Genomic DNA, 17,731 nt, shown 5'->3' with positions numbered 1-17,731 from the left:
ATCAGGCACCTCCGATAAGGGTGAACGGATCATGTTCGTTAGTGTTGCGACCATTTTCATTTTCGATAGTCGGAGAAAAGCGATGCCGAACAGCCCGTAATTCATGGGATCGCTCGCGGTAGCTAAAACGAACTGGAATATCACGAATCATCTCATCAGGAAGCTCACCAGGCAGGCAATCCCGAGAAATTGCTAACTGTAGGTTTTTAGGTTGTTGCTTCCGGTACCATTCCGATGCGAGCCAAGGGTGGGAATCTAGGACATTGTCTAACGATTCCTCCTTCAGCCCGAGCACCAGTTTCCCAGTGGGAGGACATGAACGGCGTCCCAAGAACAAGGGAAAAACAGGAGATCGTAGATTTTCTGCCAGAATGTTCAAGAACTCTCGTTCGCCCTCGACTGCTGCAAGAAATTTGGCATCCGCAAGATAGTGGCGATATGTCAGTTGTTTAGACTTCCCAGTGCGCCAGTCAATTTCAGTTTGGAAATCCCGCACTAGTCGACCAGCTTGATCAATGCGTACGCCAAAGCGTAACTTCACAAGATCGGAAAGATCTGCATCGCGAGAACGCCCCTGTGCAGCCGCCAGCAGGCCAAGAATGCCGCTTTTAGTTGGTTCGCGACGCGTCATGCGATGTGAGAACCGTGAGGAATCACCCCACGCTTGCAGAGGTCCTGCAAGTTGAAGGAGTAAGACAGCCACAGCTAGTTCTCCTCAGCGAAAGCCCGGACTGCAGATTCAGTAAGAGACACAATTTCTGGCAAGGTATGCGATTCACCAAAATCCTCCAATGAACTAGCGAGAGCAGCTCCACCAGTAGCAAGATAGTATGAAGTAGCCTGCACACCATAGGCTTCGTCAGAGGATAAAGCGTGTTGAACAAGCCGCGTGGTTGCTTCCTTCATACGGCCAGATTTAACCGTGATCGCATCTTCGAAAACATCAACCAGGTTAACTGGTTGATCGTAACGCAAAGAAACTGCGAAAAACTCTGGCCGAGTACGATTTGCAAACGTATTTTGCTTTCCGGTTGGCATCGTTATAGCAAATGCCTGCGCGAAAGTACCTACCGCTGAAGCTGCAGCTTCAACAGAGCCCAAGGAATTGATCAATGCAGGAACATTGATAGTTGCGTACCGGTACAAGGTGGATGAATTGAACTCTACCGTTCCAATCATGCCTGCGCCAGCATTTCCTTCAGGCGCATTGTCGTCAACAGCTGTGAAGTAGTCATATTCAGACTCCATGGGATGAACACTCACTGCATGAGCAACTTGGCAACAAGCATCTGCATTCAAATCAGATGAGTCAGCAATCATGCGGCCAAATAGTGCGACATCGATTGAGTGATGGTCATTGATAGCAGCTTTCACAGCCTTCTTATCAAACTTTCCGTCAGCTTCCAGGTGGGCTGAGATCGCAAGGTTGGCAAGGGATTCAATCTGCGCCCGAGAGAGAAAGAGGAGATATCCTGTTACCAATTTGTCGGGGGCGCCGGCTTCCTTGTCAGCTTTATTCTTTTTGGCGACGCTCGTATTGATTCCTCCAGCTTTGAGAACTGCTTGAGCGAGCTTCTCAGCCTCGTTTTGAAGATCGGGTTGTTTTTCAACAATTTTCGCAGCGATGCGATCTACCGCATGCACTGTGCGTTCCCCGAGCTTGTCGTAGTCAATTACCTCTTCAAACTTCTTGCGAATTGCGCGCTTCCATGCCTGCGACGAGACCCGAGTACGACGCACCCCGCCGAAAACTGTGGATTTTGGTGAACCAGAATCGTCACGGTTGATATTTGCAGGGCCAATGGCTTGGATTGCGTGGAAATCGATGAACAGTGTGGACATGGTGGTAACCCCTTTCTAGGATTCAATGGTTTGAGTACGGTAAAGCTGGCGTGCCCAGCTCAATTGGGTGGAAGTGCGGCTGTCAGGAAACTGCATGCGATACAAATCGGTTGCAAGTTTTCCGTAATCCAGTGGAATACTTTCGCTGCGGAACAACTGGACAAGCGAACGCAGGTGGTAGGCAATTCCCTCCATGTTGGGGGAGTGGATTACGGAATTAAAGCGCTTAAATAATGAAGACTCAAAAAGATCGGTGTTTGTCTTCACTGCATATTTCCGCAGAGCATCGCCCAGTCCTTCGTTTTTCAGGTGCATGGGTTCATGTTTCGATTGAATATGACTCGCAAACAAGGTCAATGAAATGAACGCGGCAGTTTCAGCAGGTGAGGGCTGGAAACCGTTGCCGATGAGCTGGGGAGGGAATCCATGAGAGAATACTGCCCAGGTTTCGGGAGAATCGCCAAGTTGTTTGTTTGCTAAACGGCGGAAATTAGCAAGATCAGCTTTCGCATGGGGAGCTCCCTGAAGATAGTGTTGCTGATATTGCTCGATCGTCCGATAGATGAATTCTGAGAGTTGCTTGCTCTTACTAGTCATCAGTCTTCTCCTTTCTTTTTTCTTGGGGAGGAAGTGCCTTATAGAGATTTGATTTGAACCAAGCCTCAGCCTGGCCAACTGTGAAAATCACATCATCACGCTTGCGACCATGCCATGCGCTAGGGGAGGCTTCTTGCACGAGACGATTACCTTCCGATGAGAAAAGTGACCTTACGTAGTCGGTCCACTTTTGCAATTCTTCTTCAGCGGAATCTTTTGAAATAGGTAAACGGCTTAACCACTGAGGGAATTCCGCATCGAGCAGGCTGAAAGCCTCTGCTTTGGCTCGATCCCTAGCATGGGCCGGAGCGTCTTTACTGTCGGTTTCAGCACGGCAAATATTCGCTGCAAAATTGGCCAACACTTCTGTAGCTTCCATGCTTCGTTTCACTGCTGTTTCAACCAGATCACGAAGATCTGCCCCTTCCACCGCAAGCAAAAGTGCAGGGAAAACCAGTTTGTCATGAAGAATCTCTTCGAATGAAGCACTCTGGCTTCCGTAAACAACGCTGGTTACATCGATGCGTAAACTGAAATCTTCAGGTAAAGGATTTCCGATTCGATTAGCAATTTGAGTAACAGTCTCTGGCGGTTCGAATGATGGAATATCGTCCTTCGAGTCGTAGGAGCTATAGGAGTTGAGGATCTCTTTGCCAGTCGCAAATTGTGGCATGAAGGAGCTAAAGCCACGCCAGAGTGAATCTCCTGGCTCAAGAGTCTTGGGCATGAATACAGGTTTTTTGGCTTTTTTCGACTGTGGCTCTGAAAAGCGCCATGGTGTCATCGTTTCATGGAGCAACTGGGATAGATAGTCCACGGGATCCCCGTTGCAGATAAGAACGCCATCAATTCCTGTTCCGCTACTGTGTAGGAGTATTCTCCTTTGTGGCCAAGTGATCAAAGATAGTTGTCCATAAGGTTGGGCGTTTGGGCGTGGCACGGATGAAAGTGGCTCTTCTTCCCAGATTGGTAAATCCTTGGATAGATCGACGTCTTCTTGTAAGGCGTGATTAAGAAGCAATGTTTCTTTCATGTTCGCACCGGTAATGATGGTGCACCCCATCCAACCAGCCCACCCAATGCCCATCGGGTATCCCTTACCGCCTTTCACACGCGGATCACCGACTGCGCCAGATTTGATACCGGAGTAATCAAACGCGTTGGCATGAATAAGCCATCGAGCGGCACTGTCGAAGGTGATCTCCGAAGTATGAACGGTTTGCGTAAAAAGGGCGCCTTCACCGGGGCTGTCAGCGACGAGAATACCCAGTTCTTTCCACTCGCCAGATTTAACGTGAAGTCCTGGGGTTTGCAGAAAGGGTTTTTGGGGGTGGAGTAGATCGAAGCGATCGTGTACTTGCGTTAAATACTTCTCGATTAAATCGAGAGGAAGCTCATCGGCCTCCCAGAGTTCAGTCCAGTAACCTTCAGGATCGCTGTGCATTTTGGCATCGAGACTCCGACGAAGGATTGCGAACATGATTCGGAAGATTGCAAAGCGCATAGAGGCAAGCTCGCATCCAAAGTCAACGATAGTGTGGCTCTGTTGGAAAAACTCTCGAATGCTGACTAGCTCAACCATGTTGGTTGGTTTTAATACGGGGATCCATTTCTCTTCGATGAGATTGAATTGGGTAATCACTGGTACCTCCTTCCATACATTTTCAAACTTACAAATATTAACTTAGTAATGAATCGCTTAATATACAAGGGCTTGACGGCAAGAATTTTCAATTACCCAATTTCGGGGCTAGCATTCTTGCTAACATGCAGTCCTGTTTCTTGGCGGTAAACAATCGTCAAGCCAGCGACATTTGCGCAATTGTTGAGGTCAAGGGGGATAAATAGCTGTCCCCGAAGCCACTTATTACGTGAGAGAGCTGCAACTTCGTCCGCAGTGAAGACATCTTCTTCAAGTGAGTCAAAGAGCTGATTGCCTTGTTTTCCTCTGAGAACCCAGCTGGGGAGTGAAACCGTACTTTGAGCTAGGGTTTTCGCCAGTTCATCGTCAATGCCATGAGCAAAATGGATTTCCTCACCTGCACGTTTGGGGGAACAAGGGAGAACCTCGAAGGTGGTGCCATTTTTGCGAACGAGGATTACTTCCAAGCTATCTTCAATGTCGCGGACCTGAGCTCGCCCGCGTGTTTCTTCGCGGGCTTCGAGTGTTCCACCTTTTCTTTTACTCCATACAGGCCGTGAATCTGGTTCCGGTAGAAGGTAGTCATTTGCGCGTTCACACTGGTCTTTGCGTATTTTCTCAGCTTCTTCATCTGCTGCTAAACCGTCTGTTGTCCACGTACGGAAAAACTCGTGTTGGGGGTCATAGGTAGCTCGAACAAGTGGTGAAACGTCTGTAGGAGATTGCACATGTTTGCCGTGTGTCAATAAGGTACTTAGCGTGCGGAGGAGTATCGACTTGCCGTAGACGGCAGCGCTTCCATTGTCGATGCGTGGGGTAGCGTCAGTTGTTGGCTCGCTACAACCTGCGATGATGAGTCTCGCGGACTGATGACGTGCAGGTCTCTCATTGTTAGGACGCTCATGGCGGTGCAGGCGTCCGGCTCGTTGGAAAATGAGATCAATAGGCGCAATATCACTGAAAATTAGATCGAAGTCGATATCCATTGACTGTTCAATGATCTGAGTGGACACTACGACCAGCTTGTGTGGACGCTTTGAACTATTGCGCCCTAGACGTTCAACCAGCCCTTTTTCAATTCTTCGTCGCTCGAATCCCAAGAAACGTGAGTGAAGCAGTACTAATTCGGTATCGTCATCGAGAAGAGTGAGCAAATCCTTGTATATGGATTGAGCGCGATCTACTGTGCTGCACACAACGCCGATGCATCCGCCAAAGCGCGCTTCGTCTGCGATTCTATGGGCAAGCAGTTCTGTCTCAAAGCCAAGATACTCAATTAAGAAGTTTTGCGTCCGACCACTGGGTGCTAGAACTTTTAGTTCCGAGGTAGTGGCTGTGACACAACTAATGAGAGGATAACCGGATTCCGCAGACCACATGGCGCAGTCCGAAGCATGTTGTTCGTCATCGTACTTGATACTTTTACTAGAAAGTGCACCTCGACGATAAGCCTGCAATAGTCCTGCGCGACGTTGAGGGGGGAGCGTGGCAGAGAGCGCGACAACTGGTACCCCCAATGCGCCAAACCACGTTAAGCACCTTTCGAGATACACAGTCATGTATGCATCCGCGGCATGAACCTCATCAAGAATGATCACCTTGTTTGCGAAACCGAGGTGACGAAGAACCAAGTGCTTGGAGCGTAAGGCTGCAAAGAGTACCTGGTCAATTGTGCCTAGTGTGAAATCAGCGAGTGTTGAGGTTTTTCTACCGGTAAACCAAGAATTGGGTCTAAAGGTGACGTTAGTGCTTGTCTCGGAATCGTAGATAGCGGAATAGCCATTCTTAAATGGTTTAAACAGAGACTGGTAGTGCTCATTAAACTGTGCTTTTCCGTGACTAAGCACAGTATCGGCATGAGAATTGGCAGGAAGCCTACGAGAAAGCCACGCGAGCATACGCGGAAGCATCGCATCTGAGGTTGCACAGGTGGGAAGTGCAATAGTGACTCCTGAAAGGGAGAATCGCGAGGCAAGAATTTCTGCCGCAGCCAAGGCGGCTTCGGTTTTTCCTTCGCCAGTTGGGGCTTCAATAAGCAGTAGGCAAGGCTCATCTGCCGTGTGGGCAATTTCCATCGCGGTAGTTTGGACAGGTCGAGGTTTCGCTTCATCGGGCAACGTGAAACTTGAAGCAAAAAGGCTGAGTAGATCGGTGATTTCTTGAGGGTTCCAGTGCTCATGAAATTTGAGCGATTCAAAAGCTAATTCTGCGCGAAGGTTGCTATCTCGATCGTCTGTTAAAGGAAACAGCTCGCGATTGGAAGAAATCCAATCAGCCATGATGAGGATTCCGCACAAGATCATTTGAACAGGAGCTGAGAAAGCGCATTGACTTAGAGCTAGGTAATCATCATGGCTCAGCTGAGCTGTCAATGCTGCTCGATCCCAATAGTGGAAACGGTCTTTTCCCCAGTGACTGCGGCTGTCCCTTTTGAGTGCGGGATTTTGTACGACTTGAGCAAGTGGGGGAAAAACGCCGTGATGACCTCCTACAATGGCGGCAATTTCATCAGAAAGGTTCTTATTCAAAGGGATGCCACGGTTTGCTATCCATTCGCGAAAACTGGCCGCGCTCACTACGCCATGTGGCATTGACTGGGCTTCATGCTTATTAAAGTTCACAAATGATGCACCATGGCGTTCCATGTGTTGTTTGAGTGAGGGGACTTTTGCGGCGAAAGCGCTGGAATGCTTACCAATGTCATGCCCTGCAGCGAGAAAGACGACAACTTTTTTAGCTAAGTGCTGATTTCCGTTTAGTTCCCTAGCAATGAGCAGTTTGGTGTGGGGTGGAACCCAAGTATCCCACAAGAATGAAGCGGTGCATGCGGCATCATCAAGGTGGCGGGTTAGCGAAAGGCATTCGTCAGTTTGGAAATCGAATTTAGCCCACGCTCCTTTATGGACTTCTGTAGGAAGAGGCGGTTGTAAGCTCTCAAGACGGCTCATGTTGATACTCCTATGTTCGAGGTTTTATGGTGATTATAATTTTCCATAAAGATCTAACATAAGAGCCCGTATCGTCGAACAAAAATACGAAAACCTAGCCCTCGTGTGATGCGTTCGGGGCTAGGTTTTAACCCCGCTAGTGCGGGGAATGCGTAAATCGTTTCATTACTAACGGGTCATTCCGGCCTTAGCCGGAAAAATTCGAGACCCACTTCAACTATAGAGAGTCGGTGCTCTCCTTGGGAAAACCTTTACACTTGTGTGTATGAGTATTTCGCGCGACTTTGATGCTTATGTGGCTGAGCGGGGGATTGAAATTTCGGCTGAGGTGGTGCCGGAGAATGAGTGCCAAGTGTTTGTACCGCTGCCGGGGCAGTTGGGTGGTGATGGGGGTGGTGGTGTCGAAAAGCGGGGGAGTGACCTAGATCGCACTGTTGTGTTTGTTGATTCGTTGTTGCGTGAATAGTTGCTGGGTGTGTGCTGTTTTGGGGGGTGTGGGTATGGGGGTGGGGGTGTTGGTTGTGGGGGCGCGTTCTGTGCCAAATATGACACTTTCCTCATGTTCTGTGGCATATTATTTATCGCGAAACGAATACCTTTTTTCATCTCCCGTTTGAGGCGTGCAACACTTTTGTTCCGCTAAGCGATGTGGCAATAAGGTAATCCGTACAAACTTCTACCCTAACCATCGAAGTCTGTGGGTCTTTCCATAGATTTCAGCTGAGGAGAACTTCCTATCGTGACTGAGCACAGCTTCACCATTGGCGCTACTGCCGATGCCGACCGTCTTGTTTCCCGCCTTGCCCATGAGCCTTTTGCGCTTGTTTTTTCTGGTCAGGGTTTTGATTGGCTGAAGACTTTGCGCGCTTCTATTGCACAGGGTGCTGGCCGTACTCTTGCACCGATTGTGGAGCGGGCTGCGGAGATTTTGGCACCTGTGGCCGATGAGATTGCGGGTACGCGCCCGTTTGGTTTTGATCCGTTGGCGTGGGCAGACCAGGATCAGGTTCCTTTTGATACCGCGCAGGCGGGTGTGAGTGTTCCTGGTATTTTTGTGACCCAGTTGGCGACTTTGGATTTGTTGGAGTCGCAGGGTTTGGATGTGGAGGCGGCGACCGCCACTATTGGGCATTCCCAGGGTGTGTTGGGTCGTTTTGCCATTGAGGATTTGACGCAGGTTGCTGAGATTCTTGCGATTGCGCAGCTTGTGGGTGCGGCCGGTACGCGCCAGGGTCGTGTGAATGGTCTGGTTGCTAGTGGTGATCTGCGGCCGATGGTGGCTGTGGATAAGATTAGCCGCGAGCAGTTGCAGCAGGCTATTGATACTGCGTGTGCGGATCTTGATGTTGATGAGCGTCCGCAGATTGGGTTGCGTAATACGCGTCGGACGTTTGTGATTGTTGGTCGCCCTCATGACAATGCGAAGGTTGTTGCGTTGTTGGAGAAGCTGGCGGCGAAGGATCAGAAGGCTGTTGAGAATAAGGTGCGTGGCGGTGCTGCGTTTGCGCCGTCGATTGCGCAGCTGGATGTGCAGATTGGTTTCCACCACACGTCGATGGTGCCTGCGGTTGAGCAGGTTGCGCAGTGGGCGGCGAAGGCTGGTTTGGATGAGCAGGTGGCGCGTGAGATTGCGCGCAAGATCATGGTAGATCCTGTTGATTGGGTTGCGGAGGTGCGTGGCGCTGTTGAGAAGGGGGTGCGCTGGTTCTTCGAGTTGGGTCCTGATGCGGGTGTTGTGGGCTTGACTTCCCAGATTTTGGCTGGCCATGGTGCTGTGTCTTTCCCTGTGTGTGGTGTTGAGGGGCAGGCGATGCTTTTCGACGCCGGTAAGGCCCCGTCCCTTCCGAAGGCGTTTGCGGAGTTTGCGCCGAAGTTGGTTTCTGATGGTGAAACGACTCGTGTGTCCACTAAGTTCACGCAGTTGACTGGCCGTTCCCCTATGTTGCTTGCGGGTATGACCCCCACCACGGTGGATCCGGAGATTGTGGCTGCTGCTGCTAATGCGGGTCACTGGGCGGAGTTGGCTGGTGGCGGCCAGGTGACCCCGGAGATTCTGGAAGCGAATATTGAGAAGCTCACGGGATTGTTGAATGAGGGTGTGAGTGCGGAGTTTAACTCCATGTTCTTGGATCCTTATCTGTGGAAGATGCAGATCGGTGGTAAGCGTTTGGTGCCGAAGGCGCGTGCGAATGGTGCCCCGATTGATGGTGTGGTGATTACCGCTGGTATTCCTGAGCATGATGAGGCTGTTGCTTTGGTGAAGGAGCTGCGTGAGGGCGGCTTCCCGTGGGTTGCGTTCAAGCCTGGTGCGGTGCGTCAGATTCAGCGTGTGCTTGCTATTGCGAAGGATATTCCTGAGATTCCTGTGATTGTTCAGGTTGAGGGTGGTAAGGCTGGTGGCCACCACTCGTGGGAGGATCTTGATGACCTGTTGATCAATTCTTATGCGGAGATTCGTGCCCACGAAAACGCTGTGTTGTGCGTGGGTGGTGGCATTGGTACTCCTGAGCGTGCTGCTGATTACATCACGGGTTCGTGGTCGCTGAAGTATGATCTGCCTGCGATGCCTGTTGATGGCATTTTGATTGGTACTGCTGCCATGGCTACTAAGGAGGCGAAGACTTCCGAGTCGGTCAAGCAGATGTTGGTGGCTACCCAAGGTATTGAGGAGTGGGTGGGCGCAGGCCAGGCCGCTGGCGGTATGGCTTCTGGTCGTTCCCAGCTTGGTGCTGATATTCACGAGATCGATAACTCTTTTGCTAAGGCTGGTCGCCTGCTGGATGAGGTTGCTGGCGATGCTGAGGCTGTTGCCGCCCGTCGCGAGGAGATCATCGCTGCTATTGCGAAGACCGCGAAGCCGTATTTCGGTGATCTGGCTGACATGAGCTACGCACAGTGGCTGCGCCGCTACCTTGAGCTGTCTGGCCCGTACAAGGGTCAGTGGACTGATATTTCCTGGTACAAGCGTTTTGTGGAGATGCTGAACCGTACCGAGGCTCGCTTGATTACGCAGGATCACGGTGACTTCACCCCTGCAGTCACCCTTGACGTTGACGGCGACCCTGCTGCCGCCGTCGCAAAGCTTGATCAGCTCTACACCACCGCCGACCTGCTGCACCCCGCCGACGTTGCGTGGTTCCTCGGCCTGTGCCGCACCCCAGGTAAGCCGGTGAATTTTGTGCCGGTCATCGACCAAGATGTGCGCCGCTGGTGGCGTTCGGACTCGCTGTGGCAGTCCCACGACGAGCGTTACGACGCCGACCAGGTCGCCATCATCCCCGGCATTGCCGCGGTGGCAGGCATCACCCAAGCCAACGAGCCGGTTGCTGACCTGTTGGCGCGCTTCAACGCCGCTACTGTTGCACGCCTCGAAGACGAAGGCGTGGCAGCTGAGGATGCTCAGCAAAGCCCAGTTGCGCGTGTGATCAACGCCCCGGGAACCTACTGGGCAGGCCGCCACCAAACCTCCCTCGTGGCGCGTTTGGGCGATGTGGATGCGTGGGAGTTCAGCGACGCTGAGGGCCGCACCCAGGCAAGCCACGCCCCGACCGGTGCCACCTTGGTGGAAGAAGATCCGTCGCACGCTGTGTTGACCGTGCCGCTGCAAGGATCGACTGCGTTCGGAACCACCGCCAACCTTCGTATCCGCTTCACTTTGCCTTCGGGAACTGCTGCGCAGGCGACCGTGCCAATCGTGACCCAGGAAGACGCCGAAAAGGCGATGGGTGAGCTCACCCGCATTGCCTCCGGTGGACAGATGGGCGAGCTCGACGGCACCACCGCAACCTGGACTACCACCTTAACTGCCACGGACATCGCCGATTATGTGAACGTCACCGCAGGATACCTGCCTGATACCATCACCCCGAACGGCACCGCGCCGGATGTATTGGTTGGCCGCGCTTGGCCTGCTATCTTCGCAGCCGTCAAGGCCGCTGTGATCCCGGGCACCGATGATGCTTCCGTGGTCGAAGGCATGCTCAGCCTCGTGCACTTAGAGCACCACCTCACACTGCTCGACACTCTGCCAAACCCAGCGGTAGGCCAGAGCGTGGAGCTGGAAATCACCGCCCGTGCCGAGGAAGTGTCCGACACCGAAATCGGGCGCATCGTGGTTGTTCGCGCCGACATCACCGCCAACGGCACGCCACTGGCGAAGCTGAGCGAACGCATGGCAATTCGCGGCCGCCGCGGCAATTCCACCGCGCGCACCAACACCTCCGCACTGCCTACGCATGTGAACGCGCCGCGTTCCTTCCGCGCCTATGCGAAGGTGACCGCGCCGAAGTCGATGGCCCCGTTTGCCATCGTCTCTGGCGACCGCAACCCCATCCACGTCTCCGATACCGCAGCCGCACTCGCGGGCCTGCCCGAAGGCGTGATCGTGCATGGCATGTGGACCTCCGCCATCGCCGAGCTAATCGCCGCAGGCGGCTACTCGGATGAGAACGTGACCACCGCGCCGAACCGTGTGGCCGAATACACCGCCACCATGCTCAGCCCAATCCTGCCGGGTGCTGAGGTGGAGTTCACTGTGGAGCGCACCGGCATTGACACCCGCCCAGGCCGCGGTGAGGTGCGCGAAGTCACCGCCACCGTCGGTGGCGAGCTGGTGCTTACCGCCACCGCAACCATGGCAGCGCCTGAAACCTTCTACGCCTTCCCAGGCCAGGGCATTCAGTCGCAGGGCATGGGCATGGAGGCACGTGCAAAGTCCGCTGCCGCACGTGAGGTATGGGATCGTGCAGACCGCCACACCCGCAACAAGCTGGGCTTCTCCGTTTTGGAGATCGTGCAGAACAACCCCACTGAGGTGGTTGTTGCTGGTGAAACCTTCACCCACCCCAAGGGTGTTTTGTTCCTCACCCAGTTCACCCAGGTCGCCATGGCCTGCTTGGGCGTGGCCCAAATTGCTGAGATGCGTGAAGCGAATGCGCTGAACCAGCGTGCGTTCTTCGCAGGCCATTCCGTGGGTGAGTACAACGCACTGGCCGCCTATGCAGCTGTGTTGTCTTTGGAAAATGTGGTGGAGATCGTCTACCGCCGCGGTTTGACCATGCATCGTCTCGTCGAGCGCGATGCTGAGGGCAACTCTAACTACGGCCTTGCTGCGCTGCGCCCTCATAAGATGGGCCTGACCGCAGATAATGTTTTCGACTACGTTAAGGGGCTGGCGGAGAAGTCCGGCGAGTTCCTTGAGATTGTGAACTACAACCTCGCGGGCATGCAGTACGCGGTGGCTGGCACCTACAAGGGCTTGAAGTTCTTAGAAGCTGATGCCGAGGCGAAGGCACCGGGTGCACGTGCGTTCATCCTGATCCCAGGCATTGACGTGCCGTTCCACTCCACCCACTTGCTTGATGGTGTGGATGATTTCCGTACCCATCTCGATAACCTTCTGCCACAGGAGGTTGAGCTGGATGTTCTGGTTGGTCGCTATATTCCGAACCTTGTGGCTCGCCCCTTCGAGCTGACCCAGGACTTCGTCCGCTCCATGCTGGATGTGGTCGATGCCCCAATTTTGACAGCAGTGCTGGAAAACTGGGAGGAAGAAATTTCGAGGCCAGCTCACCTGGCACGCACCCTGCTCGTGGAGTTGCTAGCGTGGCAGTTCGCCTCCCCAGTGCGCTGGATCGAAACCCAAGACCTGCTTATCCGCAGTCGTGCAGAGGGTGGTGTGGGCGCCGAGCGTTTCGTCGAGGTTGGTGTGGGTTCCGCCCCAACGCTTGCGAACATGATGGCCCAGACCTTGAACCTTCCGCAGTATGCTGAGGCGAAGGTGGAAGTGCTCAACGTTGAGCGTGATCGCCCCGTTGTTTTCGCCACCGACGAGTATGTGCGTGAGGTTGCAGAGGCTGAGCAGACCGCAGCTGATGCCCCTGCTGAGGCTGCGCCGGAGGCCCCAGCAGCGGCTGAGCCTGTGGCGACTGCACCAGCTGCCCCTGCCGCTCCAGTGGCTGCTGCTGGTGCTGGCACCCCAGCGGATATCAGCTTTACCCCGTCCGATGCCACCGCGATGCTCATCGCATTGTGGACGAAGGTTCGCCCCGACCAGATGGGTGCTTCCGACAGCATCGAAACCCTGGTTGAGGGTGTGTCTTCCCGCCGCAACCAGCTGCTTTTGGATCTCGGCGTGGAATTTGGCCTCGGCGCCATCGACGGTGCGGCTGATGCTGAGCTCAATGACCTTTACGGCACTGTCTCCCGCATGGCTAAGGGCTACAGCGCGTTCGGCCCTGTGCTTTCCGACGCCGCCGCCGATGCCCTTCGCCGCCTGACCGGCCCGACCGGCAAGCGCCCCGCCTACATCGCTGAGCGTGTGACCGGCACCTGGGGTCTGGGGCAGGGCTGGGCTGACCATGTGGTTGCAGCTGTCGTAATCGGTGCCCGCGAAGGTGCCTCCCTGCGTGGCGGCGACCTCGCAACCTTAAGCCCTGCTGCACCGTCGAACGCTGCTGAGCTGGATCAGCTTATCGACGCCGCAGTCCAGGCCGTTGCAGCCGACCAAGGTGTGGCTGTGGCCATGCCAGGTGGCGGCGGTGCCGGTGGTGGCGTGGTTGATTCGGCAGCGCTTGGCGAGTTCGCCGAGCAGGTCACGGGTAAGGCCGGCGTGCTGGCCGCAACCGCGCGTACCATCCTGCATAACCTTGGCCTCGATGAGAAGGCCAATGGGCTGGATCTGGATAACGATGCCGATGCGGATGCTGCTCTCTACGAGCTGGTTTCCAAGGAGTTGGGTTCCGACTGGCCTCGCCAGGTGGCCCCAAGCTTTGATGCCAACAAGGCTGTGCTGTTGGACGACCGCTGGGCTTCGGCGCGTGAAGATATTTCTCGCGTGGCCACGGGTGAGATCGCCCCTGAAAGCCTCGACCTGACCGGCGCTGGTGCCCAGGTGGCTGCCCAGGCTGAGTACTTCGGCCTGGACGAGCTGGCAGCGCAGGCTCGCGACGTCGCAACGCTTGATTATGCAGGTGATGTTGCTGTGGTCACGGGCGCATCCCCGAACTCCATTGCTGCATCTGTGGTCAAGCGCCTGCTCGCAGGTGGCGCGACCGTGGTGGTGACCACCTCCTCGCTGAGCCACTCCCGCCTTGGCTACTACAAGGATCTGTACGCGGGTTCTGCTCGCGGCGCTGCCGCACTGTGGATCGTGCCTGCGAACCTGTCCAGCTACGCCGATCTTGATGCTGTGATTGAGTGGATCGGCACCGAGCAAACCGCCACCGTCAACGGTGCATCTAAGCTGATCAAGCCAGCACTCAAGCCAACCCTGCTGTTCCCATTCGCTGCACCGCGTGTTTCCGGTTCGCTGGCAGACGCGGGCCCTGCTGCGGAAATGCAGATGCGTCTGCTGCTGTGGAGTGTGGAGCGTTTGATCGCAGGACTGTCCGCGATCGGCACCGACACCCACGTGGGCCAGCGCCTGCACGTGGTGCTGCCTGGTTCGCCTAACCGTGGTCGCTTCGGCGGCGATGGCGCTTATGGTGAGTCGAAGGCTGCGCTGGATGCGCTGGTGACTCGCTGGAACGCGGAGCCAGCATGGCAGCCCTACACCTCGCTTGTGCACATCCTTATCGGTTGGGTGCGTGGCACCGGCTTGATGGGTGGCAACGATCCGCTGGTCGCAGCGGTCGAGGCTGCTGGCGTGACCACCTACTCCACCGAGGAAATGGCGGATCTGCTGCTTGAACAGGTCGCTGATGAGGTACGCGCGCAGGCCGCAACTGCACCAATCACCGTGGATGTCACTGGTGGTTTGGGCGAGGCCGATATCAACCTACCTGAGCTTGCCCGCTCTGTAGAGCGCGACGCCGCAACCGAAGTTGAGGAGCACACAGCAACGCTCAAGGCACTGCCAACCCCGTACCGCCCATTTGCGGAAACCACCCCTGATTTCGCTGGTGGTGTGAGCCAGGACCTCGACGACATGGTCGTGATCGTCGGCGCCGGCGAGCTGAGCCCGCTGGGCAGCTCCCGCACGCGTTTCGACGCCGAACTTTCCGGCAAACTCTCTGCTGCGGGTGTCACTGAGCTGGCGTGGAGCATGGGTCTTATCCACTGGGACACCGACCCGAAGCCAGGCTGGTACGACGCCGAGGATGAGGCAGTGGAGGAATCGGAGATTTTCGACCGCTTCCACGACGAGGTTCTCGCCCGCGTGGGTGTGCGCCGCTACCACGATGATTTCTTCATGGTGGATAACCTCGCCCCTGAGCTGACCACCATCTACCTTGATGCGGACATGAGCTTCAGCGTGGCCGATAAGGAAACCGCGAAGACTTTCGTCGAATCCGAGCCGGAGCTGACCACTGCTCATTTCGATGAGGAGACTGGCGAGTGGATTGTCACCCGCAAGGCTGGTTCTGCGGTGAAGGTGCCACGTCGCATGGCTATGTCGCGCTTCGTGGGTGGCCAGATCCCTGAGGGCTTTGACCCAGCGGTCTACGGCATCCCTGCCGATATGATTGACAACCTCGACCGCGTGGCCGTGTGGAACATTGTGGCTACCGTGGACGCATTCTTGTCGTCTGGTTTCACCCCAGCGGAACTGATGCGCCAGCTGCACCCTGCTCGCGTGTCTTCGACCCAGGGCACCGGTCTGGGCGGCATGCAGTCGATGCGTTCGCTCTACATTGATGGTTTGTTGGCTGAGCCTCGCCAGAATGACATTCTGCAGGAAGCACTGCCGAACGTCATGGCTGCGCACGTGATGCAAAGCTATGTGGGTGGCTACGGCCAGATGATCCACCCAGTGGCCGCGTGTGCTACCGCTGCTGTGTCGGTGGAAGAAGGCGTGGATAAGATCAAGCTGGGCAAGTCCGACTTCGTGGTCGCCGGCGGCTATGATGACCTCTCCATTGAGGGCATCACCGGCTTCGGTGACATGGCCGCAACCGCTGATTCCGGCGAAATGGCCGCGAAGGGTATTGAGGAGCGCTACTTCTCCCGTGCGAATGACCGTCGCCGCGGTGGCTTCGTGGAGTCCGCTGGTGGTGGCACTGTGCTGTTGGCCCGCGGTTCCCTTGCCCGCGAATTGGGTCTGCCAGTTCTGGGTGTGATTGGTTTCGCCGAGTCCTTCGCCGATGGTGCACACACCTCCATCCCAGCCCCAGGCTTGGGTGCACTGGGTGCTGCCCGTGGCGGGGAGCAGTCGCGCTTTGTTAAGCAGTTGGCGAAGGTGGGTGTGAAAGCTGATGAGATCGCTGTGATTTCCAAGCACGATACGTCCACCACCGCGAATGATCCGAATGAGTCGGATCTGCACGAGCGTATTTCTGCAGCTATTGGCCGTAGCGCCGGTAACCCGTTGTATGTGATTTCGCAGAAGACCCTCACCGGCCACGCGAAGGGTGGTGCCGCTGCTTTCCAGATCATCGGTTTGACCCAGGTGCTGCGTTCCGGCCAGGTTCCTGCGAACTATGCGCTTGACTGTGTCGATCCGGTTCTGCGCCAGCACGAGCACCTGGTGTGGCTGCGTAAGCCGCTTGATTTGCGCACGAAGGCACCGAAGGCTGGTTTGGTCACCTCTCTTGGTTTCGGCCACGTGTCTGCACTGATTGCGATTGTGCACCCTGCTGCGTTCGTTGAGGCTGTGCGTGCACAGTTCGGTGATCAGGCTGTTGCGCAGTGGCAGGCTCAGGCTCAAGGGCGTGAGGAGTCCGGTTTGCGCCGCATCCAGGATGCAATGCACGGTGGTGCGGAGCTGTTCGAACGCCCCGTTGACCGCAACCTTGGCGCTACCGGTGCGAAGGCGAAGGAGCGTGAAGCCGAGATTCTGCTCAGCGAAAGCACTCGCCTTATCGACGGCGTTCTCACCGTCACCGAAAGCTAAACGCTAACAGCGACACAAGCCTCCCTTTTCCGCCACAGCTGATTGTGGTGGGGAAGGGAGGCTTTTGTGTGCTTTGTACCGGACTATGTGGCGTATTGCCTTGCTAGATGGAGTAACACAAGCCGCACATGAACCCTGCGCGTTGCTCCAGTGCTAAGGGTAACTCGACTGTTGTGTGAAAAAGTTGGGTGAGTGTGTGGTGTCATCGGGAATGGGTCGAGTTTTGGTGCAGAAGGCACAGCTTTGCTGATTCACATCACGCTCACTCGACCTTTTTGTGAGAAGGAAGGTTTGAGAGCCGGATTTATGTGGAAAGGTCGAGTTTTCTCGTGTTCGTTGTTTATTACAGCCCCCTAAGTCTGAAGAATTTGCTTGTGTGAGAGAAGGCCCAGGAGGCTCACTCGACCTTTTGTTTTTGAGCGCATGGTTTTTCGCTGGTTTTAAAGAATAGGTCGAGTTTGGTGAATTTCGAGGAAGAAAACTTGATGATTGTGGATACGGTCGAGTAGTCCCTGGGGAGGGGTCAGGAAGGAGTAGAGCTGCGTGTGACGATGGCAGGTCTTTCGCGTGGTGTATTTCAAAGCGCACTCGACCTTTTCAGTCGAACGCACTGGGATGTGCGGCTGGGTTGACGCAAAGGTCGAGTAGGGGATGGGCCGTGCTGAGGCTAGGGGAGTTGCCCCCGATGGGGACAAACTTTTGATTGATGTTGTTGATAAATCAACGGCTGAGCTGCAGATTTGTGTTTTGCGAGGTAGCGGGGCACTTTTTAATAAAAATATAAAAGGCTTATACGTTTTGGGTGTGATTTTCATTCTAGATAGGATTGCTGTGGCTTAATTGTTGCTTATTCAACTTTGCTAGGAGAGA

8 protein-coding genes are annotated in these 17,731 nt (G+C 55.0%); 3 read left to right on the top strand and 5 right to left on the bottom strand.

What is annotated here, in order from left to right; translation table 11 throughout:
• Position 1 precedes the first annotated feature (1 nt).
• The 5 genes from cas5e to cas3 all read right to left on the bottom strand — a co-directional run bounded on the left by cas5e (position 2) and on the right by cas3 (position 7,029).
• A complete protein-coding gene (gene cas5e / locus CFELI_RS10585; RefSeq protein ID WP_277104246.1) occupies positions 2–703 on the bottom strand; it encodes a type I-E CRISPR-associated protein Cas5/CasD in 702 nt (233 codons plus the stop codon).
• Between the two features lie 2 nt (positions 704–705).
• A complete protein-coding gene (gene cas7e / locus CFELI_RS10580) occupies positions 706–1,842 on the bottom strand; it encodes a type I-E CRISPR-associated protein Cas7/Cse4/CasC (protein WP_277104247.1) in 1,137 nt (378 codons plus the stop codon).
• Between the two features lie 15 nt (positions 1,843–1,857).
• A complete protein-coding gene (casB, locus tag CFELI_RS10575) occupies positions 1,858–2,439 on the bottom strand; it encodes a type I-E CRISPR-associated protein Cse2/CasB (protein ID WP_277104248.1) in 582 nt (193 codons plus the stop codon).
• Positions 2,432–4,081: a type I-E CRISPR-associated protein Cse1/CasA gene (gene casA / locus CFELI_RS10570; protein WP_277104249.1), complete on the bottom strand. Its 1,650-nt coding sequence runs from the start codon at positions 4,079–4,081 to the stop codon at positions 2,432–2,434. Before casA ends, casB begins: the two co-directional genes overlap by 8 nt.
• A gap of 92 nt (positions 4,082–4,173) precedes the next feature.
• A complete protein-coding gene (cas3, locus tag CFELI_RS10565) occupies positions 4,174–7,029 on the bottom strand; it encodes a CRISPR-associated helicase Cas3' (protein WP_277104250.1) in 2,856 nt (951 codons plus the stop codon).
• Positions 7,030–7,294: 265 nt separating this feature from the next.
• On the opposite strand from cas3, the gene CFELI_RS10560 reads away from it, so the two are divergent.
• The 3 genes from CFELI_RS10560 to CFELI_RS10550 all read left to right on the top strand — a co-directional run bounded on the left by CFELI_RS10560 (position 7,295) and on the right by CFELI_RS10550 (position 17,701).
• Complete coding sequence (locus CFELI_RS10560) at positions 7,295–7,495, top strand: hypothetical protein (RefSeq protein ID WP_277104251.1); 201 nt, start codon at positions 7,295–7,297, stop codon at positions 7,493–7,495.
• A 273-nt stretch (positions 7,496–7,768) separates the two neighbouring features.
• Entirely contained in the window at positions 7,769–16,861 is a 9,093-nt protein-coding gene (locus CFELI_RS10555; protein WP_277104252.1) for a type I polyketide synthase, read from the top strand.
• Positions 16,862–17,512: 651 nt separating this feature from the next.
• A complete protein-coding gene (locus tag CFELI_RS10550) occupies positions 17,513–17,701 on the top strand; it encodes a hypothetical protein (protein ID WP_277104253.1) in 189 nt (62 codons plus the stop codon).
• Positions 17,702–17,731 lie beyond the last annotated feature (30 nt).

This window comes from Corynebacterium felinum (genome assembly GCF_030408755.1).
Lineage (GTDB): Bacteria > Actinomycetota > Actinomycetes > Mycobacteriales > Mycobacteriaceae > Corynebacterium > Corynebacterium felinum.
Note: the sequence above shows the minus strand (reverse complement) of the source record. Positions and strands in the feature narration are given on the sequence as shown.